The 24,474-nt window shown below is 71.8% G+C and carries 24 protein-coding genes and 1 riboswitch; of the genes, 14 read left to right on the forward strand and 10 right to left on the reverse strand.

What is annotated here, in order from left to right; translation table 11 throughout:
• Positions 1–226: 226 nt before the first annotated feature.
• A riboswitch (guanidine-III (ykkC-III) riboswitch) is annotated at positions 227–289 on the forward strand.
• 76 nt (positions 290–365) lie between these two features.
• Complete coding sequence (locus ACWG52_RS03345) at positions 366–818, forward strand: Ohr family peroxiredoxin (RefSeq protein ID WP_389801688.1); 453 nt, start codon at positions 366–368, stop codon at positions 816–818.
• Entirely contained in the window at positions 805–1,239 is a 435-nt protein-coding gene (locus ACWG52_RS03350; RefSeq protein ID WP_389801686.1) for a hypothetical protein, read from the forward strand. Before ACWG52_RS03345 ends, ACWG52_RS03350 begins: the two co-directional genes overlap by 14 nt.
• A 14-nt stretch (positions 1,240–1,253) precedes the next feature.
• On the opposite strand, the gene ACWG52_RS03355 is transcribed toward ACWG52_RS03350, so the two are convergent.
• The 4 genes from ACWG52_RS03355 to ACWG52_RS03370 all read right to left on the reverse strand — a co-directional run bounded on the left by ACWG52_RS03355 (position 1,254) and on the right by ACWG52_RS03370 (position 6,056).
• The gene (locus tag ACWG52_RS03355; protein ID WP_389801684.1) at positions 1,254–2,048 is read right to left on the reverse strand and encodes a peptidoglycan recognition protein family protein; all 795 of its coding nucleotides are present in this window, start codon (positions 2,046–2,048) and stop codon (positions 1,254–1,256) included.
• A 93-nt stretch (positions 2,049–2,141) separates the two neighbouring features.
• Positions 2,142–2,615: a nuclear transport factor 2 family protein gene (locus tag ACWG52_RS03360; RefSeq protein ID WP_389801681.1), complete on the reverse strand. Its 474-nt coding sequence runs from the start codon at positions 2,613–2,615 to the stop codon at positions 2,142–2,144.
• On the reverse strand, positions 2,612–3,346 hold the full coding sequence (locus ACWG52_RS03365) for an SDR family oxidoreductase (protein WP_389801678.1): 735 nt from the start codon (positions 3,344–3,346) through the stop codon (positions 2,612–2,614). Before ACWG52_RS03365 ends, ACWG52_RS03360 begins: the two co-directional genes overlap by 4 nt.
• 115 nt (positions 3,347–3,461) lie before the next feature.
• On the reverse strand, positions 3,462–6,056 hold the full coding sequence (locus ACWG52_RS03370) for a UvrD-helicase domain-containing protein (protein WP_453127741.1): 2,595 nt from the start codon (positions 6,054–6,056) through the stop codon (positions 3,462–3,464).
• Positions 6,057–6,111: 55 nt separating this feature from the next.
• Between ACWG52_RS03370 and recQ the strand changes: the two genes are divergently transcribed.
• From recQ to ACWG52_RS03390, 4 genes are all read left to right on the forward strand, one after another.
• Complete coding sequence (gene recQ, locus ACWG52_RS03375; protein ID WP_389801672.1) at positions 6,112–8,163, forward strand: DNA helicase RecQ; 2,052 nt, start codon at positions 6,112–6,114, stop codon at positions 8,161–8,163.
• Between the two features lie 91 nt (positions 8,164–8,254).
• On the forward strand, positions 8,255–8,767 hold the full coding sequence (locus tag ACWG52_RS03380) for an SRPBCC family protein (protein ID WP_389801670.1): 513 nt from the start codon (positions 8,255–8,257) through the stop codon (positions 8,765–8,767).
• A 66-nt stretch (positions 8,768–8,833) separates the two neighbouring features.
• Positions 8,834–9,646, forward strand: coding sequence for an N-formylglutamate amidohydrolase (locus ACWG52_RS03385; protein ID WP_389801668.1), 813 nt, complete (start codon positions 8,834–8,836; stop codon positions 9,644–9,646).
• Positions 9,647–9,795: 149 nt separating this feature from the next.
• Positions 9,796–10,320 carry a hypothetical protein gene (locus ACWG52_RS03390; RefSeq protein ID WP_389801665.1) on the forward strand — a complete coding sequence of 175 codons (525 nt, stop codon included), beginning with the start codon at positions 9,796–9,798 and terminating at the stop codon, positions 10,318–10,320.
• Positions 10,321–10,349: 29 nt separating this feature from the next.
• Here ACWG52_RS03390 and ACWG52_RS03395 read toward each other — a convergent pair whose 3' ends face one another.
• Positions 10,350–11,471 (reverse strand): FAD-dependent oxidoreductase, encoded by a 1,122-nt coding sequence (locus tag ACWG52_RS03395; protein WP_389801663.1) that lies wholly within the window; start codon positions 11,469–11,471, stop codon positions 10,350–10,352.
• Positions 11,472–11,524: 53 nt separating this feature from the next.
• On the opposite strand from ACWG52_RS03395, the gene ACWG52_RS03400 reads away from it, so the two are divergent.
• A complete protein-coding gene (locus ACWG52_RS03400; RefSeq protein WP_389801660.1) occupies positions 11,525–12,217 on the forward strand; it encodes a TetR/AcrR family transcriptional regulator in 693 nt (230 codons plus the stop codon).
• Here ACWG52_RS03400 and ACWG52_RS03405 read toward each other — a convergent pair.
• Together ACWG52_RS03405 and ACWG52_RS03410 are read right to left on the reverse strand one after the other, a co-directional pair.
• On the reverse strand, positions 12,198–12,419 hold the full coding sequence (locus ACWG52_RS03405) for a hypothetical protein (protein WP_389801657.1): 222 nt from the start codon (positions 12,417–12,419) through the stop codon (positions 12,198–12,200). The two genes, ACWG52_RS03400 and ACWG52_RS03405, sit on opposite strands and share 20 nt — an antisense overlap.
• Positions 12,420–12,597: 178 nt before the next feature.
• Positions 12,598–13,836 carry an FAD-dependent oxidoreductase gene (locus ACWG52_RS03410; RefSeq protein ID WP_453127744.1) on the reverse strand — a complete coding sequence of 413 codons (1,239 nt, stop codon included), beginning with the start codon at positions 13,834–13,836 and terminating at the stop codon, positions 12,598–12,600.
• A 99-nt stretch (positions 13,837–13,935) separates the two neighbouring features.
• Between ACWG52_RS03410 and ACWG52_RS03415 the strand changes: the two genes are divergently transcribed.
• Positions 13,936–14,952: a helix-turn-helix transcriptional regulator gene (locus ACWG52_RS03415; protein WP_453127746.1), complete on the forward strand. Its 1,017-nt coding sequence runs from the start codon at positions 13,936–13,938 to the stop codon at positions 14,950–14,952.
• A 182-nt stretch (positions 14,953–15,134) separates the two neighbouring features.
• Complete coding sequence (locus ACWG52_RS03420) at positions 15,135–15,659, forward strand: S1 RNA-binding domain-containing protein (protein WP_389801649.1); 525 nt, start codon at positions 15,135–15,137, stop codon at positions 15,657–15,659.
• Between the two features lie 190 nt (positions 15,660–15,849).
• Here ACWG52_RS03420 and ligA read toward each other — a convergent pair whose 3' ends face one another.
• Positions 15,850–17,898 carry an NAD-dependent DNA ligase LigA gene (gene ligA, locus ACWG52_RS03425; protein ID WP_389801648.1) on the reverse strand — a complete coding sequence of 683 codons (2,049 nt, stop codon included), beginning with the start codon at positions 17,896–17,898 and terminating at the stop codon, positions 15,850–15,852.
• Between the two features lie 183 nt (positions 17,899–18,081).
• On the opposite strand from ligA, the gene ACWG52_RS03430 reads away from it, so the two are divergent.
• Both ACWG52_RS03430 and ACWG52_RS03435 read left to right on the forward strand, forming a co-directional pair.
• Positions 18,082–18,423 carry a HopJ type III effector protein gene (locus tag ACWG52_RS03430; RefSeq protein ID WP_390138403.1) on the forward strand — a complete coding sequence of 114 codons (342 nt, stop codon included), beginning with the start codon at positions 18,082–18,084 and terminating at the stop codon, positions 18,421–18,423.
• A 99-nt stretch (positions 18,424–18,522) separates the two neighbouring features.
• Positions 18,523–18,723 carry a hypothetical protein gene (locus ACWG52_RS03435; RefSeq protein ID WP_390165758.1) on the forward strand — a complete coding sequence of 67 codons (201 nt, stop codon included), beginning with the start codon at positions 18,523–18,525 and terminating at the stop codon, positions 18,721–18,723.
• A gap of 57 nt (positions 18,724–18,780) precedes the next feature.
• Here ACWG52_RS03435 and ACWG52_RS03440 read toward each other — a convergent pair whose 3' ends face one another.
• Complete coding sequence (locus tag ACWG52_RS03440; RefSeq protein ID WP_390165756.1) at positions 18,781–19,602, reverse strand: hypothetical protein; 822 nt, start codon at positions 19,600–19,602, stop codon at positions 18,781–18,783.
• Positions 19,603–19,757: 155 nt separating this feature from the next.
• Positions 19,758–20,498, reverse strand: a complete 741-nt coding sequence (locus ACWG52_RS03445) for a class I SAM-dependent DNA methyltransferase (protein WP_390138401.1) — start codon at positions 20,496–20,498, stop codon at positions 19,758–19,760.
• 565 nt (positions 20,499–21,063) lie between these two features.
• Between ACWG52_RS03445 and ACWG52_RS03450 the strand changes: the two genes are divergently transcribed.
• From ACWG52_RS03450 to ACWG52_RS03460, 3 genes are all read left to right on the forward strand, one after another.
• A complete protein-coding gene (locus ACWG52_RS03450; protein WP_375932417.1) occupies positions 21,064–21,303 on the forward strand; it encodes a hypothetical protein in 240 nt (79 codons plus the stop codon).
• A gap of 102 nt (positions 21,304–21,405) precedes the next feature.
• Complete coding sequence (locus ACWG52_RS03455; protein WP_453127751.1) at positions 21,406–22,212, forward strand: hypothetical protein; 807 nt, start codon at positions 21,406–21,408, stop codon at positions 22,210–22,212.
• Positions 22,209–24,473 (forward strand): NHLP family bacteriocin export ABC transporter peptidase/permease/ATPase subunit, encoded by a 2,265-nt coding sequence (locus ACWG52_RS03460; RefSeq protein WP_390138397.1) that lies wholly within the window; start codon positions 22,209–22,211, stop codon positions 24,471–24,473. The genes ACWG52_RS03455 and ACWG52_RS03460 overlap by 4 nt, the downstream gene beginning before the upstream one ends.
• Position 24,474: the final 1 nt, after the last annotated feature.

Genomic DNA, 24,474 nt, shown 5'->3' on the forward strand with positions numbered 1-24,474 from the left:
GAGTTGTTCCGGACCGTGGTGGTGACGGTCATGGTCGTGGGGCGGCGGCCCTCGGTCATCCCCTCCCGCGGGGGCGTGCGGAGGCGCGCGGGCGCACCCACGGGCGCGTACGGCACGTCCCGCCCGGGCGGCGCCGGGACGGACGCGGCGCGCCGGCCCACCGCCCGCGGGTGAGGTACTTCACCGTGGGGGACGTCCCGGACCACCGCCGGCGTTGCTAGATTGTCCGGCGGCCGGTCCACGGCCCCGGACGAGATGCGCCGTACCCGGTTACGCACGACGACGCGCGAGGTACTGACACGAGCAGTGCCGTCCGCTGTCCGCACCCGGGCAGCGTCCTCGTCGAGCAAGATGGGCCGAACAGCATGACCGTGCCACTCACCCGCAGCCTGTACCGGACGACCGCGCACGCCGCCGGGGGACGTACCGGATCCGTCCGTACGGACGACGGACGTCTGGACGTCCGCCTCGCCCCGCCGCGCAAGAAGGTCCCCGGTACCACCAATCCCGAGCAGCTGTTCGCGGCCGGGTTCGCCGCGTGCTTCACCTCCGCGCTCGCGGAGGTCGCCGCCGAGTTCGGGGCGGACGCCTCCGCGGCCCGCGTGGCCTGCGAGGTCCAGCTCGGCACCACGGACACGCCCGCGGGCTACGGCCTCGCGGTGACGCTCACCGTCAGCCTGCCCGGGTGGCGGGCGGCGGACCTCCAGCCGCTGCTGCACCGGGCGGACGCCGTCTGCCCGTACGCGCAGGCCGTGCGCGGGAACGTACCGCTGACGCTGCTGGCCGTGGACGAACCCGCTGCCGATGACCGCGCCTGAGCCCCGGCACACCGGGCCGGGCGTCCCCGTGCCCGAGCGCGGCGCCTGGCTGCGGCGCGGCATCAGCCGCGACGGCGGACCCCTGATCGAGGACCGCGAAGTGGTGTGGCTGCAGGCCGGGGCGTTCTACGCCGACAGCCGCGGCTTCGCCGGTACGACGTCCTTCGACGGCTCCCGGACGCGCTTCCACCACCTCACCGGTGAGCCCGGCGAAGACACCGGCACCTTCCGGTGGGACGGTACGAACCTGGTCGAGCGCGGCACCAATCCGGACGGCAGCACCTTCCTGGAGATCTGGACCCCGCTGCCGGACGCCGACGGCGCCTGCGGCTCCTGGTCCGGCCCGGACCACCACGTGGTGCGCGTCGGCCGCCACGTGGTGCACGTCGATTCCCATGCCGGTACGTACTGGCGCCTGTGACCCCTCGCGGGCCGTCAGGGCAGCAGACCCGCCGGGAGGTACTCCTCGTACGACGAGGACGGCCGGCCGGTGACCTGGCGGACCAGGTCCTCCAGGGGATCGACGGCCTCCTGCGGCGCGGGCGCGCCGAGGCGGGCGGCGACATCCTTGCGGAGGGTCGGCAGCTGGGCGTAGAGGCGGTCGCCGGGGCAGGAGGTGGCGTTGAAGTCGCGGTGGCCGTAGATCTCCGACGCGGGCAGGCCGTACTGGTCGCAGATGTGGGCGCACAGGTCGGCCAGCGCCGCGTACTGCGCCGCCGGCGGGGCCTCCGAGGTGTACGTGCCCTCGTTCTCGATGCCGATGGACACCGTGTTCTGGCCGACGCAGTGCGCCGCCCGCACCTGGCGGGAGCCGGTGCGCAGCTCCGCCAGGCTGTTGTGGCGCCCTTCCAGTACGAAGGCCCCGCGGCTGACGGTGAAGTGCTGGCCCGTGTCGATCCAGCCCTGCGCGTCCATGTGGTAGGTCTGGATCGCGCGGGCGAGGGCGTAGGCGCGCTGCTTCGAGTAGTCCGTCACGTTCGCCGTCGCCGTGTGGTGGACGATGATCCGCTCCGGGCGGTTGGCCAGGACGACGACGGGTTCGGACGCCGCGCGCGCACCCCAGGTGGCGCAGCCGATGATGTCCGGGGTGGCGGCGGAGTACGCCCGCCCCGCCGCGGCGAGCGGCAGTGCCGCGGCGGTGGCCAGGGCGAAGGCTCCGGTGAGGACCGAACGGCGTGAGTACGGCGCCGCGGCGCGCGCCGACGGCTGGTGCAGTGCGGAGAAGGTCATGCGGCGCCATTGAAGGGGACTCCCCCCGCGCCGGCCTCGCCGACACACCGCGCGACCCCCGGGAGTGTCCCCGACCGGCCGCGCCCGGGCGGCTCACCGGCCGAGGCTCGGTGGTGTCTCCTCCCCGTCGGTCCACCGGACGCCCAGCCGTTGGCGGGTCAGGAGCCAGCCGCCCCCGGGAGCCCGGCGGAATTCCCAGTCGTAGGGGCCGCCCATGGAGGTGGGCGACGTGCTCCGGTCTCCGCCCGTCACGGCGACGAACCACATGTACCCGACGCCCGTGGCCCGATCCCCCTCCACGTGGAAGTCCATGTTCAGGATGTGGTGTTGCATGTGCGGGAAGTGCGCCTCCGCCTGCTCCACCTTCGCCCGGATCGCCTCGCTCCCGTGGATCTCCCCCCACGGCTCGAACTCCAGCACCGCGTCCTTCGCCCAGCACTCGATCCAGGCCCGCCAGTCCTTGCGGTCCAGCGCCCGCCAGCCGCGGATCATGAGCCGCCGCAGTGCTTCCTTGTCCTCCAGGACCCGCAGCCGGCGCAGCAGGTCCTCGTACGGTCCGGCGGTCACTGCGCGCTCGCGGCGGGGCGTACGACGATCTCGTTGACGTCGACCTCGGCCGGCTGGGCGACCGCGTAGGCGATGGCTCCGGCGATGGCGGACGCCGGCAGCGCCACGGCGCGATAGGCCGTCATGGCCTCCCGCGCGGCAGGATCGGAGATGCCTTCGGCCAGCTCGGATTCGGTCACGCCCGGCGAGACCAAGGTGACGCGGACGGTGCCGTCCGACTCCTGGCGCAGCCCCTCGGATATCGCGCGGACGGCGTACTTGGTGGCGCAGTAGACGGCCGCGGTGGGCGACACCTCGTACGCGCCGACGGAGGCGACGTTCACGAAGTGCCCGCCGCCCTGGGCCCGCATCACGGGCAGCGCGGCGGCGATCCCGTGCAGCACCCCTCGCACGTTCACGTCGATCATCCGGTCCCACTCGTCGACCTTCAACGCGTCGAGCGGCGAGAGCGGCATCACCCCGGCGTTGTTGACCAGCACGTCCACCCGGCCGTACCGGTCGCGAGCGGCGGCCACGAAGGACCGCACATCGGCGGCGTCGGTGACGTCCAGTCGCCGGAACGCCGCGGTACCGCCCGCCTCGTCGATCTCCCGGCCGAGCGCGTCGAGCCGATCGGTGCGCCGCGCGCCCAGGAACAACCGGTGTCCGTCGGCGGCGAGCCGCCGGGCCGTCGCCTCCCCGATCCCGCTGCTCGCTCCCGTGATGGCCACGACCTTGGCTTCGTTCCTCATACCTGCCCTACTCCTCGTCGGAAGCGGATCACTCCGTCCGACCGAGTCTGGGCACGCCGCCGTCGGCCGACCAGGACGCGTCACACCCTGGCGACGCGGCCTGGACGGTGGTCTCCTACCCGGTGGTGACGCTGCCGAGCCACAGCAGGTCGCGGGCGCGGGTCATCGCCACGAAGAGCCGGCTGCGCAGCAGTTCCGCACGCTCCCGGGCCGTCTCGGACGTCTCCGTACCGGCCGGCGTACCGTGTCCGGGGACCGTGTCGTGCCGGGGCAGGAAGACGTGCTTGAACTCCAGACCCTTGGCCCGGTGATAGGTGCCCAGCTTCACCGCGTCGACGGCACGGCCGTCGTAGTGCTCCAACTGGCATACGGGAATACCGGCCTGGGTGAGCAGCCGCTGGTAGTCGCCCACGGCGCGCATGGACGGGCACAGCAGCGCGGTGTCGGCGAGGGCGCCCTCGGGCAGGGAGCGCAGGGCGTCCAGGAGCTCCCGGTCGTGGGCTTCCACGGTGGGCCGGGTGACGCGTACGACCTCCCCGTCGTGGTAGGTGAGGTCGACGTCGCGGCGGCCCGAGGTGCGCAGGCCGTCGAGGTCCTCGAAGGCGTCGTCGGCGACGACGGTGAGCGCCGCGTCCAGGATCTGTTTGCTGTTGCGGTAGTTGGTGCGCAGCACCTGTCCGCGGTCGCCCCGGATGTCGATGCCCGCGTCGGTGAGGCGGAACCCGCCCGGGTAGACGGTCTGCTGGCCGTCGCCGACGAGCAGCAGGCCGTTGGGCACGTCACCGACGAGCGCGTGCAGGAGGCGTACGCCGACGAGCGTGAGGTCCTGGACCTCGTCCACGATGACGGCCGCGTACGGAGGTCCTTCGCGGCGGCGGGACGCTTCGGCCAGGGCGAGGGAGAGGACGTCGTTGAAGTCGTGGACGCCGCGCTCGCCGCGCAGGGATTCGTACGCCTCGTAGAGCTCCCACACGGCTTGGCGGTGCGTGCGATGCAGGCTCGCCCTCCGCCGTCGCCTGGAGACGGCCGCGTACTCCTCGAAGCGGGTGAGGCCGCGTCCCTTGATGACGTGGTCGATCTCTTCGTGCCAGTAGGTGGGGGCCGGGTCGAGCGCGGCCAGTCGGCTCGCGCGGCCGACGTTCTTCCAGGCGAGGCTGAAGGCGGTCTCGGCCTTGTCGCCGTGCAACCGGACGGGTATGCCCCGCTCCTGCAGGAATTCCTGGGCCCAGGAGTGGAGGCTGCGGAAGTCGACCCGGTCGGCGACGGCCGGGGCCATGGCCTTGAGGAAGGTGCTCTGTACGCGGGGCAGGTTGTTGGCGAAGGTGACGTACAGGATGCGGCCGGTGGTCCGCCGGGCCAGGTAGGCCGCACGGTGCAGGGCGACGACCGTCTTGCCGGTGCCCGCCGGTCCGCTGATGCGGGCGGGGCCCGACCAGTCGCGGCGTACCAGTGCCACCTGGTCAGGGTGGAGGAAGGTCATCCACTGCTCGATCGGCGCGCGCCTCGCCCCCTCCAGGGCCGCGTCGCGCAACCCCTGCACGTCGAACAGTCCGTCCGGGGAGCCCGGTCGGTGGGGTTCGGGCGCCGGCGCCGGCCGCGGGTCGATCGCCGACCCCGCGTAGCCCGGGAACACCCGCTCCAGGTGATCGGTGATCGCCCGGACCGACTCGGCGCGCAGCCTGTGCCGTTGTGACAGGAGCACGGGGCCGATCTCGTGTTCGCCCAGGAGCCGGATCCGGCCCAGGGTCGCGTCGAGTCGCTGTCCGGCGAACACCAGCACCGGCTGGACCGCCACCGGTGACATGCCGAGGGCGGCCACCGCGCTCTCGGCCGCCTTCGTGGCGGCGAGCAGTCCGGGTGCGTGCCCTTCGGCCGGCTCGTGGCCGGCCGTGACGTCGACGACGAAGACGCCGCCGGGCCCCACCAGCAGCATGTCCGCGTCGGCGGCCGGGGTCCGGGACCATCGGCGGTCGACGAGCAACCGCCAGCCGCGCGCGGTCAGTACCAGCAGCTGGGCGAGGACCCGCTGCTCCCCCTCGCCGGCCGTGTCCCACCGCAGGGCCTGCCGGCGGGCGGCGTGCCACTGTTCGCGAAGTAACCGCTCCTGGCGCCGTGCCTCCTGCGTCCGCTGCGATGCCGCCCCGCCTGCCCCCATACCAGCCCCCCTCGTACGCGGAGTGACGATCATAGGGCGGAACGCGACGACGGCGGCAGGGCGCCTACGGGGCGGCCCCTTCGCTCGGTCCTGGCCGCTCCGCTCAGTCCTGCCAGTAGAAGACCGACGTGTCGACGCCCAACGGGCCGCGGCTGCCGAAGTGGTACACGCCGAAGTCGGTGACCTGGATGGCGCGGACGCTTTCGTCGAGCCGGCGCGGTCCCGCAGCACCGCCTCGGCCATGCCGTACTTGCCGTCCTGCCGCCGGTCCTCGTGCCGCAGCCACGGCAGCAGCTCGGGGCGGTCCGAGAGCAGGCCCAGCAGCGCGACGCGGACGTGACTCACGTCATCGGTGTCCTGGACGCACGCGATCAGCCGGCCCACGCGCCGCTCCGGCACGCGCCCGGCCAGCGCCTCCACGCAGGCCGCGCGGCGCCACCACGGCTGCTTCGCGTCGGCCACGCACCGCGCGAGGGCGTCCGCGTCGTACGCGTGCAGGGCCTCGGCGTCGGTCCGGCCGGCTTCCGGGGGCAGCTTCTTGATCGTCTTGAGCATCCCGGGATGCTACGCGGCGGCGTCGGGTGTCGGTGGGTGTCGATAGGCTTCGTGGATGGCACTTCCCGACGCTTCCACCGAGACCTCCGACGCTCTGCAGGTACTGCACCGCGTGTTCGGGTACAGCTCCTTCCGCGGCGAGCAGGAGGAGATCATCGAGCAGGTCGTCGGCGGTGGTGACGCCCTCGTGCTGATGCCGACCGGTGGCGGCAAGTCGCTCTGCTACCAGATCCCGGCGCTGGTCAGAGAAGGCACGGGCGTGGTGATCTCGCCGCTCATCGCGCTGATGCAGGACCAGGTGAACGCGCTGAACGCCCTCGGGGTACGGGCCGGATTCCTCAACTCGACGCAGGACACCTACGAGCGGCAGACCGTCGAGCAGTCGTTCCTCGCCGGCGAGCTGGACCTGCTGTACCTGGCACCCGAGCGGCTGCGCACCGAGAGCGCCCAGCGGCTGCTGGACCGGGGCAAGGTGTCCGTCTTCGCGATCGACGAGGCGCACTGTGTCGCGCAGTGGGGTCACGACTTCCGGCCCGACTACCTGGCGCTGTCCATGCTGCACGAGCGCTGGCCGAAGGTGCCGCGGATCGCGCTGACCGCGACGGCGACCGAGGCCACCCATGCCGAGATCGTGGCGAGGCTCGGCCTGGAGGAGGCCCGGCACTTCGTCGCCAGCTTCGACCGGCCGAACATCCAGTACCGGATCGCCCCGAAGAACAATCCGCTCAAGCAGGTGCTGGAGCTGATCCGCGGCGAGCACGCCGGTGACGCCGGAGTCGTCTACTGCCTCTCGCGGGCCTCGGTGGAGAAGACCGCGGCCTTCCTGGTGGAGCAGGGCATCGACGCCGTGGCGTACCACGCCGGTATGGACGCCCGGGCGCGCGCGGCGAACCAGGCGCGGTTCCTGCGGGAGGACGGTGTCGTGGTGGTGGCCACGATCGCCTTCGGCATGGGCATCGACAAGCCCGATGTGCGCTTCGTGGCGCATCTCGACCTTCCGAAGTCGGTGGAGGGCTACTACCAGGAGACCGGTAGGGCCGGCCGCGACGGGGAGCCCGCGACGGCGTGGCTGGCCTACGGGCTGCAGGACGTCGTGCAGCAGCGCAAGCTCATCGAGGGCTCCGACGGCGACGAGACGCACCGCCGCTCGCTGGGCATGCACCTGGACGCCATGCTCGCGCTGTGCGAGACGGTCGACTGCCGCCGGGTGCGGCTGCTGGCGTACTTCGGGCAGGCGGGCACTCCCTGCGGGAACTGCGACACGTGTCTGACGCCGGCCGAGTCCTGGGACGCGACGGTCGCCTCGCAGAAGCTGCTGTCGACGGTGTGGCGGCTCGCGAAGGAACGGCGGCAGAAGTTCGGCGCCGGCCAGATCATCGACATCCTCCAGGGCAAGAAGACGGCCAAGGTCATCCAGTTCGACCACGACGGGCTGTCGGTGTTCGGTGTCGGGGCGGATCTGGGCACCGCGGAGTGGCGGGGAGTCGTACGCCAGCTTCTGGCGCAGCGGCTGCTGGCGGTGGAGGGCGACTACGGAACGCTGGTGCTGACGGAGGAGAGCGGCGAGGTGCTGGGCGGACGCCGCAGCGTCTCGATGCGCAAGGAGAAGGCGCCCGCCGGTCCCGCCCGCAAGGAAGCCGGCTCGCGTTCCGGCAAGGGCGCCCGTGTGCCCGTCGATCTGCCGGCCGCGGCGGAACCGGTCTTCCTGGCCCTGCGTGCCTGGCGGGCCGAGACGGCGCGCGAGCAGGGCGTCCCGGCGTACGTCGTCTTCCACGACGCGACGCTGCGGGAGATCGCGACGCGGGTGCCGGCCACGACGGAGGAGCTGGGTGGCATCGGCGGCGTCGGCGAGGCCAAGCTCGCCAAGTACGCCGAGGGCGTGCTCGCCACGCTGGCGGAGTGCGGGGCGACGGCCTCACCCGATGCGCCGGCCGCGCCTGTGGCACCTGCCGCGCCTGTGGCTCCGGCCGCTCCGGCCGCTCCAGCCGCTCCGGCGCCGTCGTCGGCCCGGCCGGAGCACCACCGGGCGGCGCAGGATACCGAGGAGGAGCCGCCGTTCGACCTGGACGAGATGCCTCCGCCGCCCTTCGACGACGACTGGCGCTAGGCCGTCCAGCCATCCCCCACACCCGGGAGTTACCGATGGGTAGCCATGGGTGCGGCGGCACGGTAGCGTCGGCCGCCTGGAGGGGAGAAACATGCCTCGTACGTTCACCGTGTCCGACAGCATCGTCGTCCACGTCAGTCCCGCCGACGTCTACCGGCACGTGTCCGACCCTGCCCGGATGGGCGGCTGGAGCCCGGAGAACCTCGGCGCCACCGTGCACGGAGGAGCCGGGCCGACACGCGTCGGGACGGTGTTCGACGGGCGCAACAAGCGCGGGGCCTTCCGGTGGACCACCAGGTGCACGGTGACGGCGCTCGAAGAGGACCGGCTGTTCCGCTTCCGGGTGCACGCCATCGGGGTCCGGCGCCCGCGGGTGCCCGGTGCCATCGCGACCTGGGAGTACCGCTTCGAGCCGGTTCCGGAGGGCACCCGGGTGACCGAGACGTGGACGGACGACCGGCGGTCGTGGCCGGACTTCTTGGCCGACGCCTTCGACCGGGTGGCCACCCGGGGACACACCTTCGCCGACTTCCAGCGCGGGAACATCGCCACCACCCTGCGCAACCTCAAGAAAGCGTTGGAACCGGCGTCCGACATGGGGTAACGGTGGGGGCCGTCAGGCTTTCGCGGGTGCTCCGCCCCGCGCACGGCCCTCTACCGAGGAATCCACATGAACCACGCCGTCGAGTCCGTCCGCCCGGAGTCCTTCCGGCTCCTTCCCGGCGCCGCGACGTCACCGGTGATCCTGCACATACCGCACTCCTCGCGCGTCGTACCGGACTCCGTACGCGCCGGGATCGTGCTGGACGACGCCGCGCTCGACCGGGAACTGGACCACATCACCGACTCGCACACGGCGGACATCGCCGCGGCGGCCGCCGCCGGATGCGCCCTCACGCCGTGGCGGTTCGTCAACGGGCTGTCCCGTCTCGTCGTCGACCCCGAGCGCTTCCCCGACGAGCGCGAGGAGATGCTGGCGGTGGGCATGGGAGCGGTGTACACGCGCACCACGCATCGGGAGCGCCTGCGGGCGGACGGCTTCGACGGCGGACCCTTGATCGACCGCTACTTCCACCCGTACGCGGACGCGATGACGCGGGCGGTGGAGGACCGGCTGGAAGCCGTCGGCCGGGCCGTGATCATCGACGTGCACTCGTACCCGACGGAGCCCCTCCCCTACGAGCTGCACGGCGCCGGCCCGCGGCCGCCGATCTGCCTGGGCACGGACCCCTTCCACACCCCGGCCGCCCTCCTCGCCGCGGCCGAGAAGGCCTTCGCGGGCTTCGGCGGCACTGGGCTCGACAGCCCCTTCGCGGGTACGTACGTACCGCTGCGGCACTACGGCAAGGACCCGCGGGTCGGTGCGCTGATGGTCGAGATCCGCAGGGACACCTACATGTCCGAACCGGGCGGCCCCGCCGGACCGGGCCTCGCCACGCCGGCGGCCGCGCTGACCGAACTCGTGGACGGGCTGAGCCTCTAGGCATGCTGCACGGAGGCCATGGCCTTAGAGGATGACGGTGGCCTCCCCCACGTGGGGGAGGCCACCGTCCGGTTGTCGTTCCACAGGGTCGTCGGAGTGCCTCGCGCAGGGTGATGAGGTCTGTCGGACGGCACGTGACGATGTGTGGCATGGGCATGCGAACGAGTGACGCGACGGTCGACTCCGCGGCGCCGCCCCGCTGGGCTGTCCGCGCCGCGCATCTGACGACATGGGTGGTCCTGCCGAGCGGACTGTGGCGGATCGCCCTGGTGCTCGGATACCCGGCCGGATACACGGACGTCGGCTTCGAGAGCTTCCGGACGATCGGCGCGCAGGTGTGGATGCTGACCCTCAGCGTGGTCTGCGAGCTCGCAGCCTTCCTCACGATCGGTCTGGTACGGCCGTGGGGTGAGGTCGTGCCCCACGGGATACCGCTGATCGGAGGGCGAAGGGTCCGCCCCAGGGCCGCCGTGGTCCCTGCCGCCCTCGGTGCGGCGACCCTGACCGTGCTCTGGGCCTTCACACCCTGGTGGTGGCACTTTCCGCACGACGACATGACGCCCACCGGGAGCCTCGTGGTCGGCATCCTCTACCTACCGCTGTTCCTCTGGGGCCCGCTCCTCGCCGCCGTCACCGTCTCCTACCACCGCCGCCATCGCGTGCCGCGCCGCTGAGCGGAGGGCGTCCTCGTCGCACTCGGCGGTCAGGATGGTTGGAGCTGGTCGAAGAGGGCGAGGGCCGCGGTGGGGTCCGGGCTCACGAGGCGTTCCAGCCCGGCCATCGTGATCTTCGCCCACCGGGCGGCCCGTGCCCACATCTGGTCCTCGAAGGCGCGGACGGCCTCGTCCGGATCTCCAGGGCCGGTGGCGGCGAGGGACTCGGCGAGTTCGGCGCCTTCCAGCATCGCGAGGTTCGCGCCGGCCCCCAGTGGGGGCATCAGGTGGGCGGCGTCGCCCAGCAGCGTCACCCCGGGGACGTGGGTCCAGGTGTGGGAGGCGGGCAGGACGTGGAGGGGGCGACGGGTGAAAGCGGTGCCGTGGCGGAGGAGTTCGAGGAGGGGAGCGGCCCAGCCGTCGAAGAGGGCGAGCAGGGCCGCTCTCACCGCCTCGGTGTCGGCCGGGTCGAGGTGCGCGTGCAGGTCCAGCGGCGCACGGAACTGGGCGTACACCTTGACGTGGCCGCCGCTGTTGCGCTGGGCGACCAGGGCTCGGTTGACGCCGTACACCGCCACGGACCCGTCGCCGATCAACCGGGCGAGGTCGGGGTGGCGGGTGTCGACATCGTCCAGGGAGGTCTCGACCAAGGTGACGCCGGTGTACCGCGGCGTCACCGACGAGAGTGCCGGGCGGGTCCGGGACCAGGCGCCGTCCGCGCCGACCACGAGGTCGAACGTCTCGTGTCGCCCGTCCGCGAGATGAACCTGTACGCCGTCCCCGGCTCCGGGCACGACCCGCGTGACATCCCTCCCCCATCGGACGTCGAGCGGGCCGAGCAACAGGTCACGGAGTTGTCCGCGGTCGATCTCGGGGTTGGCCCGGTCGTCCGGGCGCGGTCGCCAGTCGCGCAGGACGGTCCCGTCCACGTCCAGGATCCGCATGGCCTGCCCTTCGGGCCGAGACAGCGCCTGGAACTCCTCCAGCAGCCCCGCCTTGGCCAGCGCGAGCTGCCCCATCCCTTCGTGCAGGTCCAAGGTGCCGCCCGGGGGGCGGGCGTCGGGGGCCGGATCGCGTTCGAGGACGGTGACGGGGTGACCGTGGCGGTGCAGGACGCGGGCGAAGGTGAGGCCGGCGGGACCGCTCCCGACCACGGCGATGCGTTGTCTCATACCGATACACTGTATTGACTCGCGACAGCACATCGCAACGGTACGATCGCACCGTGACTGTGTGGGACCGGCCGGAGCCGTCGACTCAACCCGTACCGCTCGACCGGGAGCGGATCGTCGCCGCCGCCATCGCGCTGGCCGACGAGGGCGGGCTGGAGGCGGTGTCCTTGCGCAAGGTCGCCGCGCGCCTGGACGCCGGCCCCATGCGGTTGTACCGATACATCTCCACCAAGGAGGAGCTGTTCGACCTCATGGTGGACGAGGTCCAGGCCGAGATCCTCCCCGAGGAGCGGCCCGGTGACTGGCGGGAGGCGTTGCGCGTCCTCGCCGAGCGCACCAGGCGGGCCGCTCTCCGCCACGAATGGCTGGCCGACCTGCTCGGCGGTCGCCCGGCCCTGGGCCCCAACGGCCTTGCCGTGACGGAGGCCACGCTGGCCGCGCTCGACGACCGCGCCGATATCGACACCGTCATGCGTGCGGTGGAGACGGTGAGCGCCTACTTCATCGGCGCGATCAGGCGCGAGATCGCGAACCTTCGGGCCGAACGCGCCACGGGCCTGTCCAAGCGCGACTGGCAGCGGGCGTCGGGCCCGCACGTGACGAGAATGCTGGCCACGGGCCGCTTCCCGGCGCTGGCCAAGGCCGTGCACGAGGGCACGGACGTGGACGCCGAGGCGTCCTTCACGACCGGCCTGGACTGGGTCCTCGACGCCGTGGCCGCCAAACTCACCCCGCCGCCGGCGTGACGCTCGACTCGGCGCTCCCGATCTCCCCGTCCTCCCCGTCGGCCTCGTCGATCCGCTGCTGAAGCCATTCACCGGCCCGGTACAGCCCGACTCCCAGGTCGAACCAGTGCCGATCCCTGCGGACTCCGGGCGGTGCGAGGTTCACGGCCGCCCAGCAGAACACTTCCAGCAGCAGGGAACGCCCCTGCTGCACACTGCTCACGGACAAGGCGAAGGGCGCGGCGAGTGCCGCACGGGTGACCAGGATGACCTGGTCGTCCTCGGAGTTCGGACGTCCACCCGTGAGGAATCGCGCGGACGGCCCAGCCGCCCCCGAGGGCGGGTCCCGACCCCTCGTCCGTAGGGATCGCGTGCGGAGACCGAAGTCGCTCCACGCCGCGTCAGGGACGCAGCCGGGCGGCCGCGGCCAGGATCGGGGTGCTCACGACGGTGGCTGCGGCGCCGAGCGTGGTGTCCGTGGCCAGGATCCACCGGACGGTCTTCATGGCCAGGGTGAGGACTTCGCTGCCGCGCCGGCGCATGCCCGCCTCGAAATCCGCCACGGCGTCGGTGAGGGTGGCGGTGCCGTCGGCGACGGCGCCGAGGTGCGTGAGCAGGCCCGCGGCGTCGCGGATGGCCGCGCCCGCTCCCATTCCGGCGGTGGGCGGTGTGGCGTGGACAGCGTCGCCCAGCGCGGTGATCCGGCCCGCGGGCCACGGCGCGAGATCCGCTGCGCGGGTGGAGGCGGCGTTGAAACGGAACCCGGCCACGCTGTGCGGGTCGGCTCGGGCGATGACCTCGAGTGTGTGCTCGGCCCAGCCCCGCTCACGGAACAGGCCGAGCAGCGCGGCCCGCAGCGCGCCGCCACTCAGGTCGCGCAGGGAATCGGTGCCGGTGGATTCGGGGAACATGGCGCCCCAGATGTAGGTGGGTTCGGTGGTGACCGACATCCGTAACTCGGGGGCGTCGAGCGCGGTGTTGCCGACCGGGTCGAGGAAGCCGACGTAGAGCGCTCCCGCGCGCGGGCCGATCGCCAACCCCGATCGTGGCCCGAGTCGCCGATGCTCGCCCGGGCTGAGGTCTTGCCGCAGGGTGCGACCGGAGAACCCCATGATGCCCGTCGGGCTGTTGGTCGGACCTCCGGCCAGGTGTCGGGCGACCACCGAGTGGGTGCCGTCCGCGCCCACCACCAGATCCGCCGAGACCGACGCCCCGTCCGTGAACAGCACTCGGGGCGCACCGTGGTCGTCGTGTCCGACACCGGACACATGGCGTCCCAAGTGCAGGCGATCTCCGACGGCTTCGGCCAGCAGCATGCGCAGGGTGATCCGATCGACGTCGATACTCGCACTGTCGCCGAGGTCCGGCCCGTGGCCCAGCAGCCGGCCGCGGCGGTCCCAGAACGCGTCGCGCTCGCGCAGTCGCAGCGCCGACCCCGATGCCAGCAGCCGCCGCGTGATCTCCGGTTCCACCAGGTCCTTCAGCGCCGACTGCGCCCGCTCGTCCAGGGTGATGTGGTAGCCGCCCGTCGCCGCCACATCGGTGTCTCGGTCGAACACCGCCACCTCGAACCCCCGGCGGCGCAGCCCCGCCCCCAACGCGAGCCCACCGATCCCGCCACCGACCACGACCACCCGCATACCCGACACCGTCCTTCCGCGCCTCTGCTCGCCGAACAGAACCCACCCTGGCAACGGTGGTGGACACCGAGTGGCCACCATCGGTGTCAGGGTGGGACGATGGCGAACACCTCACACCGGGCGTTGCGGCTGCTGTCCCTGCTCGGATCAGGACGGCAGTGGTCGCTGCGCGAGCTCGCCGGCCGGCTCGGGACCAGCGAGCGCACCGCCCGCCGCGACATCGAATCCTTGCGCGCGCTCGACTACCCGATCGCCACCGTTCACGGACCCGACGGCGGCTATCGGCTCGGGGCCGGGCGAACCCTTCCTCCGCTGCTGTTCGACCACGACCAGGCCCTCGCGGTCGCGGTGGCCTTGCAGACCGCGCCGAGCGCGGTGTTCGGCCTGAGGGACGACGCGGCGCGGGCCCTGGCGGCTCTGCACCAGGTCATGCCCCCGACACTGCGGGCATCCATGGAATCCCTGCGCCTCACTCGGCTGCAGAACTATTGGGAGTTCCCCGCTCCCCCCATCGACCCGGCCGCCCTCACCACCGTCGGAACCGCGGTACGCCACCGCCACCTGCTCGTCACCGAGACACTGCGTCCCGACGGCACACGCCCCGAACCCGGTGACCCCGACCACCTGCCCGCCCACCGCATCGAGCCACACCACCTGGTCTACTGGGCCGCCCGCTGGTACCTGGTCGCCTACGACCTCACCGACGACGAGTGGCGCGTGCGCCGCGTCGACCGACTGCATGCCCGCCCCACCACACAGTGCTTCGCCGCCCGCGCGCTTCCCCACCCCGACCTCGCCCACTTCGTGATGAGCACCCACGACCGCGGCGACACGCCCGCCGTCTGGCAGTGCACCGGCACCGCCCGGCTCAACCTGCCCGCTCACGTCGTGGCCCGCTGGGCACCGGGCGGCTCCGTCGTGGAACACCTCGACTCCGACTACTGCCGGCTCACTCTCGGCGCCTGGTCCTGGGCCGGTATCGCCGGCATCCTCGCCACCTTCGACACCGAACTCAGCGACGTCCACCCACCCGAACTCGTCCACGCATGCCGCCGTCTCGCACGCCGGTGGGCCACCATCGTCGACGCGCAGAACCTCGATCCTTCGCATGAATGAGCGGTTCGACCTGTCAGTGGGGCTGGATACGGTCCTGGTACGGCGAACGCGTACACGACTTTGTGGACCGACGGCTCGGTCAGTCTCCAGGGCATCCACCGGCTCGCCCCCGCCTCCGAACTGCGCCGGCTGATCATGGAAGCGGAAAGCCCCACGATGACGCGCCCGGAAGGCTGAACCGCATGGACGATGCGACAAGCGAGGCTGGTCGAGCCTTCCTTCGGACGGTGCAGCAGGGCCAGGTCCGCAGGGGTGTGGTGTCTTCCCTGGTCGATTTCGGCGCGTTCGTCGATCTCGGCGGCTGTGTCGACGGCCTGGTGAACGTGGCGGAGGTGTCCTGGCTGTACTACGACCGTCTGGCGGACGTGGTCGAGGTGGGCCAGGAGGTCACGGTGGTTGTCCTGGACATCGATCTGGACCGGGTCCGGATGTCCCTCTCCTTGAAGGCATTGCAGTTCGACCCGTTCAAGGACTTCGCTCGCACGCACCTCGGCCGCGTACTTGTCGGCCGCGTGACCAAGGTCGTCCCCTTCGGCGTCTTCGTGCACGTACATGAAGGCATTGCAGGCTTGCTGCACAAGTCCGCGTTCGACGTCCCCGACACCGACCGGCCGGCCCCGCTGCCGCAGGTCGGCGACGAAGTCGTCGTGGAGATCTCCGACATCAACTTCGCACGTCGCACCGTCTCACTGACGCTGGTCCGGTGACGGCCCGGCACCGGTTCAGCTGTGGGCCGCGAGGGGTACGGTCACGCAGCGCTCCTCCGGCGGGCGACGACCGGACCCGCTCGTGTGCCGGATCGTTCCAGCCCTGCGGTCACCCCTTCGTGGTCCGGGCGGTCCTGGCCGGCCAGGAGTTCCGAGGGCCGGTATCGCCGGCCCTCGGAGACGGCGACGGCTACGGGGTGGGGAGGAGGTCGGCGACGAGGGCGGCGAACTCCTCGGGGTCGATGATGCGGATGCCCAGTTCTTCGGCCTTGGCGCGCTTGGAGCCGGCCTTCTCGCCCGCCACCACGAGGCTGGTGCGCTTGGACACCGACGACGACGCCTTCCCGCCGGCCCGCTCGATCAGCTCGTTCATCTCGTTGCGGGACAACTCCGCGAGGGGCCCGGTCATGGCTCCGGTCACCACGACGGCCTGCCCGGCCAGCGGGCCGCCCGTGGCGTCCTCGCCGTCGTCTCCGTCGGCCTCGGGCTTCTGCGGTTCGGTGACCTGCGTACCGACGCCCTGGGCCTGGAGTTTGTCGAGGAGCGGGGCGAGTTCGACGAGTTCGGCCGCGATGACGCGGGCCTTCTCGGTGCCGATGCCGTCGACGCCGGCCAGCGTGTCCGCGTCGGCCGCCCTGATCGCGGCCATCGAGCCGAAGTACGCGGCGATCCGGCGGGACATCGTACGTCCGGTGCCGCGGACGCCGAGGGCACAGAACACCCGGCTCAACGCGGCCCCACGGGCGGTCTCGATCGCGGCCAGGAGGTTGGCGGCGCTGGTCTCACCCATCCGCTCCAGTCCGAGGAGCTGCTCGCGGGTGAGCGTGAACAGGTCGGCGACGTCCTCGACCAGACCGGCCTCGACCAGCTGGATCGCGCGCGTGCCGCCGAGGCCTTCGATGTCGAGCTGGTCCCGGCCGGCCGCGTAGATCACGGAGGCCACCGCCTGGCAGCTCCGGCCCCGCACGCACCGCCACCGCTGCTCGGAGGTGTCGATCGCGTCGCCGCAGCGGGGGCACACCTCGGGGAAGGCGATCGAGCTCTCGGTGCCGGTGCGCTGGTCGACCAGCGGTGCCTCGACCCTGGGGATCACGTCGCCCGCCCGGTACACGAACACCTGGTCGCCGATCATGAGCCCGCGGCGGGTGATGTCGGACGGGTTGTGGAGCGTGGCGTAGGTGACCGTCACTCCGTCGATGACCACGGGCTCCAGAACGGCGCGCGGGGCGATGATCCCGGTCCGGCCGACGTTCCACTCGACCGCCAGCAGGCGCGTGACCTTGTGTTCGGCCGCCAGTTTCCGGGCCACCGCCCACCTCGGGGCGCGCGAGCCGTTGCCCGCCTGCCGCTGGTCCTCGGCCGTGTCGGCCTTGACGACGACACCGTCGATGCCGAACGGCAGGTCTCCGCGCAGCCCGGCGATCATGTCGATACGTTCCTGCACCTGCTCCACGGTCTCGCATCGCATCGGGGCGACGGCCGTGCTCGCCGCCGTGTTCGCGCCGAGCGCGGCCAGCCGCAGCAGCAGGGCGACGTGGCCGAGGTCGTCCAGGCCGATCGCGCTGTAGGCGAAGAAGGTCAGCTCGATGCGGTAGGGGCGGTCCTTGGCCCGCAGGGTGCCGGCGGCGCCGCTGCGCGGGTGTGCGAAGGGCGTGGCCTCGTTGGCGAGCCGGATCCGGTTGGCCTCCTCGAACTGCGCGGTCGTCAACAGCACCTCGCCGCGCAGCTCGACGTCGATCGGCTCGGTGAGGACCGGCGGCAGACCGAGGACGGCTTCGGCGGCGTGGGTGATGTCCTCGCCGGCCGAGCCGTCGCCGCGGGTGAGGACCTGGACGAGCCGGCCACCCCGGTACCGGGCGGCCACCGCGAGACCGTCGAGCTTCGGCTCCACGCACCACCCGGCCACCGGTCGCCCGAGACGCCGTTCCAGCCCCGCGGCCCACTCGGCGAGCTCATCGGCGTCGAAGACGTTGTCGAGGGAGAGCATCGGCACCGAGTGCGGGACGTCGCCCTGCACGGCCCCGCCCGCCACCTTCCCGGTCGGCGACGCGGCGAGGACCTCGTCCGGGTGGGTCTCCTCGTAGGCCGCGATGGCACGCAGCAGCCCGTCGTACTCGTCGTCGCCGAGCGGGGTGGTCCCGTCGCCGTAGTAGGCGGCCGAGGCCGCCACGGCGGTGGTCACGGCCTCCGCGTAGGCGGTGGGAGAGAGCAGGGCACTGTTTTCGGTCATGGAAGTCATCATCCTGCCCGGCACTGACAACGCACCGGCCGGGCCGCGGCAGATCACCCCGGAGCACCTCGTGACCTGCGCGGATGCCGCTCGTTCCGACATGTGGCCCGATTCCTGCCGACCGGCCTCCAGGGGCTATCGTCCCGGTCACGGACGGCAATCGGATCGTCCGTCCAACCCGAGGGAACCGAGATGACCGATCTGAACCAGCTGCGGGCGAGCCTTGCGTCGGGTGAACACGCGTTCGCCGACACCTTGGCCTTCGTCGCCGCGCACTACGCCTACGAGCCGCAGGCGTTCCGCAACGGCGAGGTGGAGAACGCCGCGGGTGAGAACGAGGGTTCCTGCAAGACGCTGGGGCTGGCCCTGCTGGAGGGGCTGAGCGACCAGGAAGCCCTGCAGGCCTTCGGCGAGCACTACCGCAGCGTGCTGGCGACGCCGAACGACACCGATCACGGCAACATCCGCAACCTCATGGCCCATGGCCTGGCCGGGGTGAGCTTCGCCGGGCAGCCGTTGACCCGTACGAGCTGACACCGACGGCACCGGCGGCGGGGTGAACCCGGTCTCGGTGAGGGGCTGCCGTGACGGCAGCCCCCGTGTCGGACAGCGGATGCGGACCCGTCGACCCCGGTGGGCCGGCTCACCGCCACCTGGCTCCAGGAGCGCAAGAACACCCCCGAACCCACCCGCGTGGAACGGCTGCGCAGCCAGGGCCTCGACATGGCCCGCGTCTGGGCGCAGACACGGGGCACGGCCGAGCCGATCCGGACGGACCTGCTCGCCGAGGTGGAGAGCAGCGCCCGGCACGCCCACCGCGAAGTGAAGCTCTGACCACCGGTCGTCCCGGAAGGGGACGACCTACGCTGATGCGCTGCCCGTGGGCGCACCTCAGGTCAGGCTGTCGAACTGGCCGAGGAAGGCCCCGACCACCGCCGCGACGGCCCCGCCGGCGAAGAGGAGGCCGACACCGAGGATGAAGGCGACCAGAACGGCGTCCCGGATGCGCCGCCCCCTCGTCCGCAGCGGCAGGACGCGGCCGGGGTCGCGCGGGTCGTACGCCGCCTCGATGCTCCAGGTCGGGATGGAGTGCCGCACGGTACGGACCACGCCGCCCGGATCCGTGTACGCGTACAGGCCGGGCTGGTCCTGCAGCCGGACGGCAGCCGTCCTGACGCCGTGCTTGCGCAGGTACCGCTCCTCGACGGGGGCGTACGCGAGGAACGCGCCGAAGGCGAGGACCGGTATGCCGAAGAAGCTGCACGGGATGATGAAGATCATGGCGGCGGGGCTTCCCGTCAAACCCACGAGCACGCACGCCCCGATGGCCACCAGGGTCGCGACGAGCGCGCCGCGCTTCATGCCGCGAAGCCAGTTCCGATAACTCGGCTGGTACAGGCGCTCGCCCGAGACGAGGTCCGCGCCGTCGATCGCCTCGGTCCGCTCCGGCAGCGCCGCGTTCACGGCGTCGGCGAAGGCGACGCCGTCGGCATCCGCCACGTCCCAGACCCGGTGGACGTGCGTCACATCCGTGGTCGGGGCGGCGGTCAGCTCGATCGTGACGGACCGCCCCTGTGCGCGTACACGGCTGATGGCCTTCAACGGGATGTGCGTCTGCTCGTGCGGACGGCGCACGAGCAGCGCGTCGTTCTCCACGAGCGCGACGGTTTCCTTGCCGGCGTGGAGGACGGGTATGCGGGAAGTGATCGACATGTGCGTGATGGTAAGGGTGGAGGGCTGCGCTCAGGAGCCTTCGGGCGCACCGGACTTGATCGATCCGGGCCCTTCCGTGGCGGGCCGCTTCCGGGCGTCGTCCTGGTCCGCCGGCAGCCGCCCCGCTGTCGCGTGCGGACAGCGCCACGGCGCGCCTAGGCCGGCTTGCGCCACACGGAGATGTGCTTCGCCGAGTCCTGGGTGAACGGGGACCCGTCCCAGTCCGCGACGCGACGTTCCAGCTCCAGCCCGGCGATCCGTGCCATCAGGTCGAGCTCTGCCGGCCAGGCGTACCGATGCCGGGAGTTCTCGCGGCGGTAGCGGCCGTCGTCGCCGTCGCGGGTGAAGTGGTGCGAGACGAGGATCTGTTCGACCAGGTCGAAGGTGTCGAAGCCGAGATGGTGCTCGGAGACGTCGAACGGCACCGCGACCTGGCCGGGGGGCAGGAAACGCAACGGCGGCACGCCCAGCTCGATGACGAAGCGGCCGCCGGGCTCCAGATGCCGTGCGGCGTTGCGGAAGCACTCGACCTGCTCGTCCTGGGTCAGCAGGTTCGTGATGGTGTTGTAGACGAGATAGACGAGGGAGAACGCGCCGGGGACGACGGTCGTGGCCATGTCCCCGATGGTGACCGGGAGTGTGCTCCGGTCGACCTTGCGCCGTAGTACCGCCGCCATGTGCTCCGACAGTTCGATGCCCACCACCGGCACGCCGCGTTCCCGGAGCGGGACGCCCACCCGTCCGGTTCCGATGGCGAACTCCAGCGCCCGGCCGTCCCCGGCCAGCTCGGCGAGGAAGCCGAGAGTCGGTCCGAGAACGGCAGCCGAGGACGTCTCGGTCTCCTCGGCGTCGTAGCGGTCGGCGGTCTCACGGGTCCACAGTTCACTGCTGGTCACGGACGGCCACTCTGCCGGGCGGCGCGGGACGCTGTCGAGGCATTTACCTTCTCCGCGGCGCCCGCGGTCTCGGGCGGCCGGGTCGATGGCACGCCGGTGCGGAACGTGCCCACGATGCCGTCGGGCACCTGCGGTGATCTCGCCGTCGAAGCGCCTTCCCCCTCCCCCGTGCGCACCGGGCGTGACGGGGTCATCACCCCACGCGTCCTGCGAAAACCTGCACATCGCGTTCGCGAACTCGACAAGCGACCTCCCCAGCGGAGCGATAAGCCGGATTTATCCTGATGCTTTGATCCGTATTCGCCCCGCTTCGCTCCATGTAAGCAGCGCGTCGGTCGTATCTGTTACTCGTTTCTGTGAAGAAGTCGCCACCATTCGGTGAATCAAGCTGCACGTCCGTCGACAGAGGCGCCCGTCCGCCCGTGACGGGAAGTCAACGGGATTGGGTGAGGGGCCCGTTCGCGTGCTTTCATCTTGCTCATCGCAGCAGTCCGGAACGGCGGCCGAGTTTCGTGCCGCCGACCGCGCCGCGATGAATTCCTCCCCCCAATGAAAGGTGCGCGCCATGCGTAACGACATCGAGACCCGTGAGATCGACGACACCGAGCTGGACGCCGTGTCCGGCGGCATCATCAGCGTGTCCGGCGGCCTGGCCGGCGCCGTGACCAGCGATGTCAACAACGTCGTGGGCCTCGTGGGCTCCCTCGACACCGTCCGTACCGCGACGGGCATCGTCTCCCACGTCCCCGGCCTCGTCACGGGCATCACCGGTGTTTCGGTGAACGCCGGTCGCGCCGGTCTCTGATCGGGAAATACCCGTGAACCCCGGAGTGTCCCCCACGGCTCCGGGGTTCTCGGCCGTACGTATACGTGCCCGTCCCTTTGTGTGCAGTTGAAGGAACAGTCCGTGCAGTTTCGCCAAAAGGCTCTTTCCAAGCTGCAATCGCCCGAGGAATTCGACCTGCCCGTTCGCTTCGCGCGCCCGCAAGGTCGACTCGTTCTGGCCGTCACACTCGTCGTCATGGCCGCCGCGACCTACTGGGCCTGCACCGAGACCGTGTCGTCCGAGCTGAGCGCGCCCGGCATCCTCACCCGGGCCGAAGGCAGCTACGTACTGCAGACACCGATCGCGGGACAGGTGACCGCGGTCCTCGCCGAAGAGGGCCAGCTGCTCACCGCCGGCGCGCCCGTGCTCAACGTCCGTACGGAGCAGGGGGAACGGCCCGTGCGCGTGGTGACCGGCGGCCGGCTGACGACGCTGGTCGCCAAGGTGGGTTCGGTCATCGCGATGGGCGGTGACGTGGCCACCGTGGAGCGTGTGAAGGATCCCGCGGACCCGCTGGTGGCCGTGCTGTACGTGCCCGGCGGCAGCGGCTCGGCGATCGCCGTGGGCGCCGCGGTCGACCTGGACGTCCAGTCCGTCCCGCAGCAGCGGTTCGGCACACTGCGCGGGCGGGTCACCGAGGTCGGTCGTGCCCCCCTGACCCGGGCGCAGATCGGCGGGTTCCTCGGGGACGGCGGGCTCGCCGAAGAGTTCTCCCGCCACGGCAGCCCGGTGGCCGTGGTCGTCCGGCTCGAACGCTCCGCCTCCACCCCCTCCGGCTATCGGTGGTCCTCCGCGGACGGGCCCCCGTACGCCGTCGATTCGAGGACTCCGGTCACCGGCGCCGTCCACCTCGCCGCGCAGCGCCCCGTCGACTGGCTGCTGCCGTGACCGCCCCGCACCGGACTCCGACTCCCGCCGGGCGCCGGCGCCACCGCCCCGAGCCGAAGGGCGGCTCCCGGCGCAGGCCCGCGTCCGTACCCGTGCCCAGGGGCCGGATCCCCCGCCCCGTACGCACCCCCACCGTGCTGCAGATGGAGGCGGTGGAGTGCGGCGCCGCCGCCCTGGCCATGGTGCTCGGCCACCACGGCCGCTTCGTCCCGCTCGAAGAGCTGCGCATCGCGTGCGGCGTCTCCCGCGACGGCTCCCGCGCCGGCAATCTCCTCAAGGCCGCGCGTGGGTACGGGCTGACGGCCAAGGGCATGCAGATGGACCTGGCCGCGCTCGCCGAGGTGAACGCCCCGGCCATCCTCTTCTGGGAGTTCAACCACTACGTCGTGTACGAGGGCACGAGCCGGCGGCTCGGCCGCAGGGGCGTGTACGTCAACGACCCGGCCGAGGGCCGCCGGTTCGTCCCCATGGAGGAGTTCGACACGAGCTTCACCGGGGTCGTCCTCGTCTTCGAGCCCGGCGACGGGTTCCGGCGCGGTGGCCGCAGGCCCGGCGTCATGGGGGCCGTGCCGGCGCGGCTGCGGGGCACGTCGGGCACCATGGCCGCCGCCGTGGTCGCCAGCCTCCTGCTGGTCGCCGTCGGTGTGGCGGTGCCGGCCCTGAGCCGTACGTACATCGACATGTTCCTGATCGGCGAGCAGACCTCCCTGTTGGGCGTGCTGTTCGCCTCGATGGCCGTCGCCCTCGTCCTCACCGCGACCCTCACCGCGCTGTTGCAGGCCAACCTGCTGCGCGGGCGGATCATCTCCTCGACGCTGAGCAGTGCCCGCTTCTTCCGTCACCTGCTGAGGCTTCCGGTCACCTTCTACTCCCAGCGCAATCCGGCCGATCTGGTCCAGCGTCTGCAGTCCAACGACGCGGTCGCCGAGACCCTCGCCCGGGACCTGTCCGCCGCGGGTGTGGACGCCGTGGTGGTCGTGCTCTACGCGGTGCTGCTGTGGACGTACGATCCGCAACTCACCCTGGTCGGTGTGGCCGTGGCGCTGCTCAACGTCGTCGCGCTGCGCATCGCGATCCGGCTGCGGGCCACCGGTACCCAGAAGCTGCGCGCCGAGAGCGCCCGGCTGACCAACACCGCGTACAGCGGTCTCCAGCTCATCGAGACGATGAAGGCGACGGGCGGCGAGAACGGCTTCTTCCGCCGCTGGGCCGGACAGCACGCGGTCACCCTCGACGTGCAGCAGCGACTCGGCGTGCCCGGTGCGTGGCTGGCGATCGTCGCGCCCACGCTCGCGGCGTTCAACAGCGCGCTGATCCTGACGATCGGCGGCCTGCGGGCGGTGGAGGGACATCTCACGGTGGGCCTGCTCGTCGCCTTCCAGGCCCTGGTGACCAGCTTCACCGCCCCGATCTCCCGGTTGGGCGGCGTCGCCGGCCGGATCCAGGACTTCGCGGCCGACATCGCCCGGCTGGAGGACGTCGAGAACTTCCCGGTCGACCGGGTCTACTCACGGCGCGAGCCCGCGGCCTCCACCCGTCGCCTCAAGGGCCATGTGGAGCTGGACCGCGTCACCTTCGGCTACAACCCGTTGGACGCCCCGCTGCTCCAGGACTTCTCGCTCACGGTCGGACCAGGGCAGCAGGTCGCGCTCGTCGGGGGTTCCGGCAGTGGCAAGTCCACCGTCTCCCGGCTGGTCTCCGGGCTCCACGCCCCGTGGGCCGGGGCCATCCGGATCGACGGGATGCGGCTGGAGGACATCCCGCGCGGGGCGCTGGCCGCGTCCGTGTCCTTCGTCGACCAGGACGTCTTCCTCTTCGAGGGGACCGTCCGCGACAACGTCACCTTGTGGGACCCCTCCATCACGGACGAGGCCGTCGTCGCCGCCCTCCAGGACGCCGCCGTGCACGAGGTGGTGGCCCGCCGCCCCGGTGGTATCCACAGCCGCGTCGAGCAGGACGGCCGTAACTTCTCCGGCGGCCAGCGCCAGCGGCTGGAGATCGCGCGGGCGCTGGTGCGCCGCCCCAGCGTCATGGTGCTCGACGAGGTGACCAGCGCGTTGGACGCGGTGACGGAACAGATCATCATCGACAATCTGCGGCGCCGCGGCTGCGCCTGCGTGGTCATCGCCCACCGGCTGAGCACGGTCCGCGACAGCGACGAGATCGTCGTCCTCGACCGGGGCACGGTCGTGGAGCGCGGACGGCACGACCATCTGGTCGCCGCGCGGGGACCGTACGCCGCACTGGTCAAGGAGCACTGAG

This window comes from Streptomyces sp. CLCI03 (assembly GCF_053615355.1).

Coding starts and splice junctions, on each gene's coding strand:
- ACWG52_RS03345 (WP_389801688.1), top strand. CDS start 366: ATGACCGTGCCACTCACCCGCAGCCTGTACCGGACGACCGCGCACGCC.
- ACWG52_RS03350 (WP_389801686.1), top strand. CDS start 805: ATGACCGCGCCTGAGCCCCGGCACACCGGGCCGGGCGTCCCCGTGCCC.
- ACWG52_RS03355 (WP_389801684.1), bottom strand. CDS start 2,048: ATGACCTTCTCCGCACTGCACCAGCCGTCGGCGCGCGCCGCGGCGCCG.
- ACWG52_RS03365 (WP_389801678.1), bottom strand. CDS start 3,346: ATGAGGAACGAAGCCAAGGTCGTGGCCATCACGGGAGCGAGCAGCGGG.
- ACWG52_RS03370 (WP_453127741.1), bottom strand. CDS start 6,056: ATGCTCAAGACGATCAAGAAGCTGCCCCCGGAAGCCGGCCGGACCGAC.
- recQ (WP_389801672.1), top strand. CDS start 6,112: ATGGCACTTCCCGACGCTTCCACCGAGACCTCCGACGCTCTGCAGGTA.
- ACWG52_RS03380 (WP_389801670.1), top strand. CDS start 8,255: ATGCCTCGTACGTTCACCGTGTCCGACAGCATCGTCGTCCACGTCAGT.
- ACWG52_RS03385 (WP_389801668.1), top strand. CDS start 8,834: ATGAACCACGCCGTCGAGTCCGTCCGCCCGGAGTCCTTCCGGCTCCTT.
- ACWG52_RS03390 (WP_389801665.1), top strand. CDS start 9,796: ATGGGCATGCGAACGAGTGACGCGACGGTCGACTCCGCGGCGCCGCCC.
- ACWG52_RS03395 (WP_389801663.1), bottom strand. CDS start 11,471: ATGAGACAACGCATCGCCGTGGTCGGGAGCGGTCCCGCCGGCCTCACC.
- ACWG52_RS03410 (WP_453127744.1), bottom strand. CDS start 13,836: ATGCGGGTGGTCGTGGTCGGTGGCGGGATCGGTGGGCTCGCGTTGGGG.
- ACWG52_RS03415 (WP_453127746.1), top strand. CDS start 13,936: ATGGCGAACACCTCACACCGGGCGTTGCGGCTGCTGTCCCTGCTCGGA.
- ACWG52_RS03420 (WP_389801649.1), top strand. CDS start 15,135: ATGGACGATGCGACAAGCGAGGCTGGTCGAGCCTTCCTTCGGACGGTG.
- ligA (WP_389801648.1), bottom strand. CDS start 17,898: ATGACTTCCATGACCGAAAACAGTGCCCTGCTCTCTCCCACCGCCTAC.
- ACWG52_RS03430 (WP_390138403.1), top strand. CDS start 18,082: ATGACCGATCTGAACCAGCTGCGGGCGAGCCTTGCGTCGGGTGAACAC.
- ACWG52_RS03440 (WP_390165756.1), bottom strand. CDS start 19,602: ATGTCGATCACTTCCCGCATACCCGTCCTCCACGCCGGCAAGGAAACC.
- ACWG52_RS03450 (WP_375932417.1), top strand. CDS start 21,064: ATGCGTAACGACATCGAGACCCGTGAGATCGACGACACCGAGCTGGAC.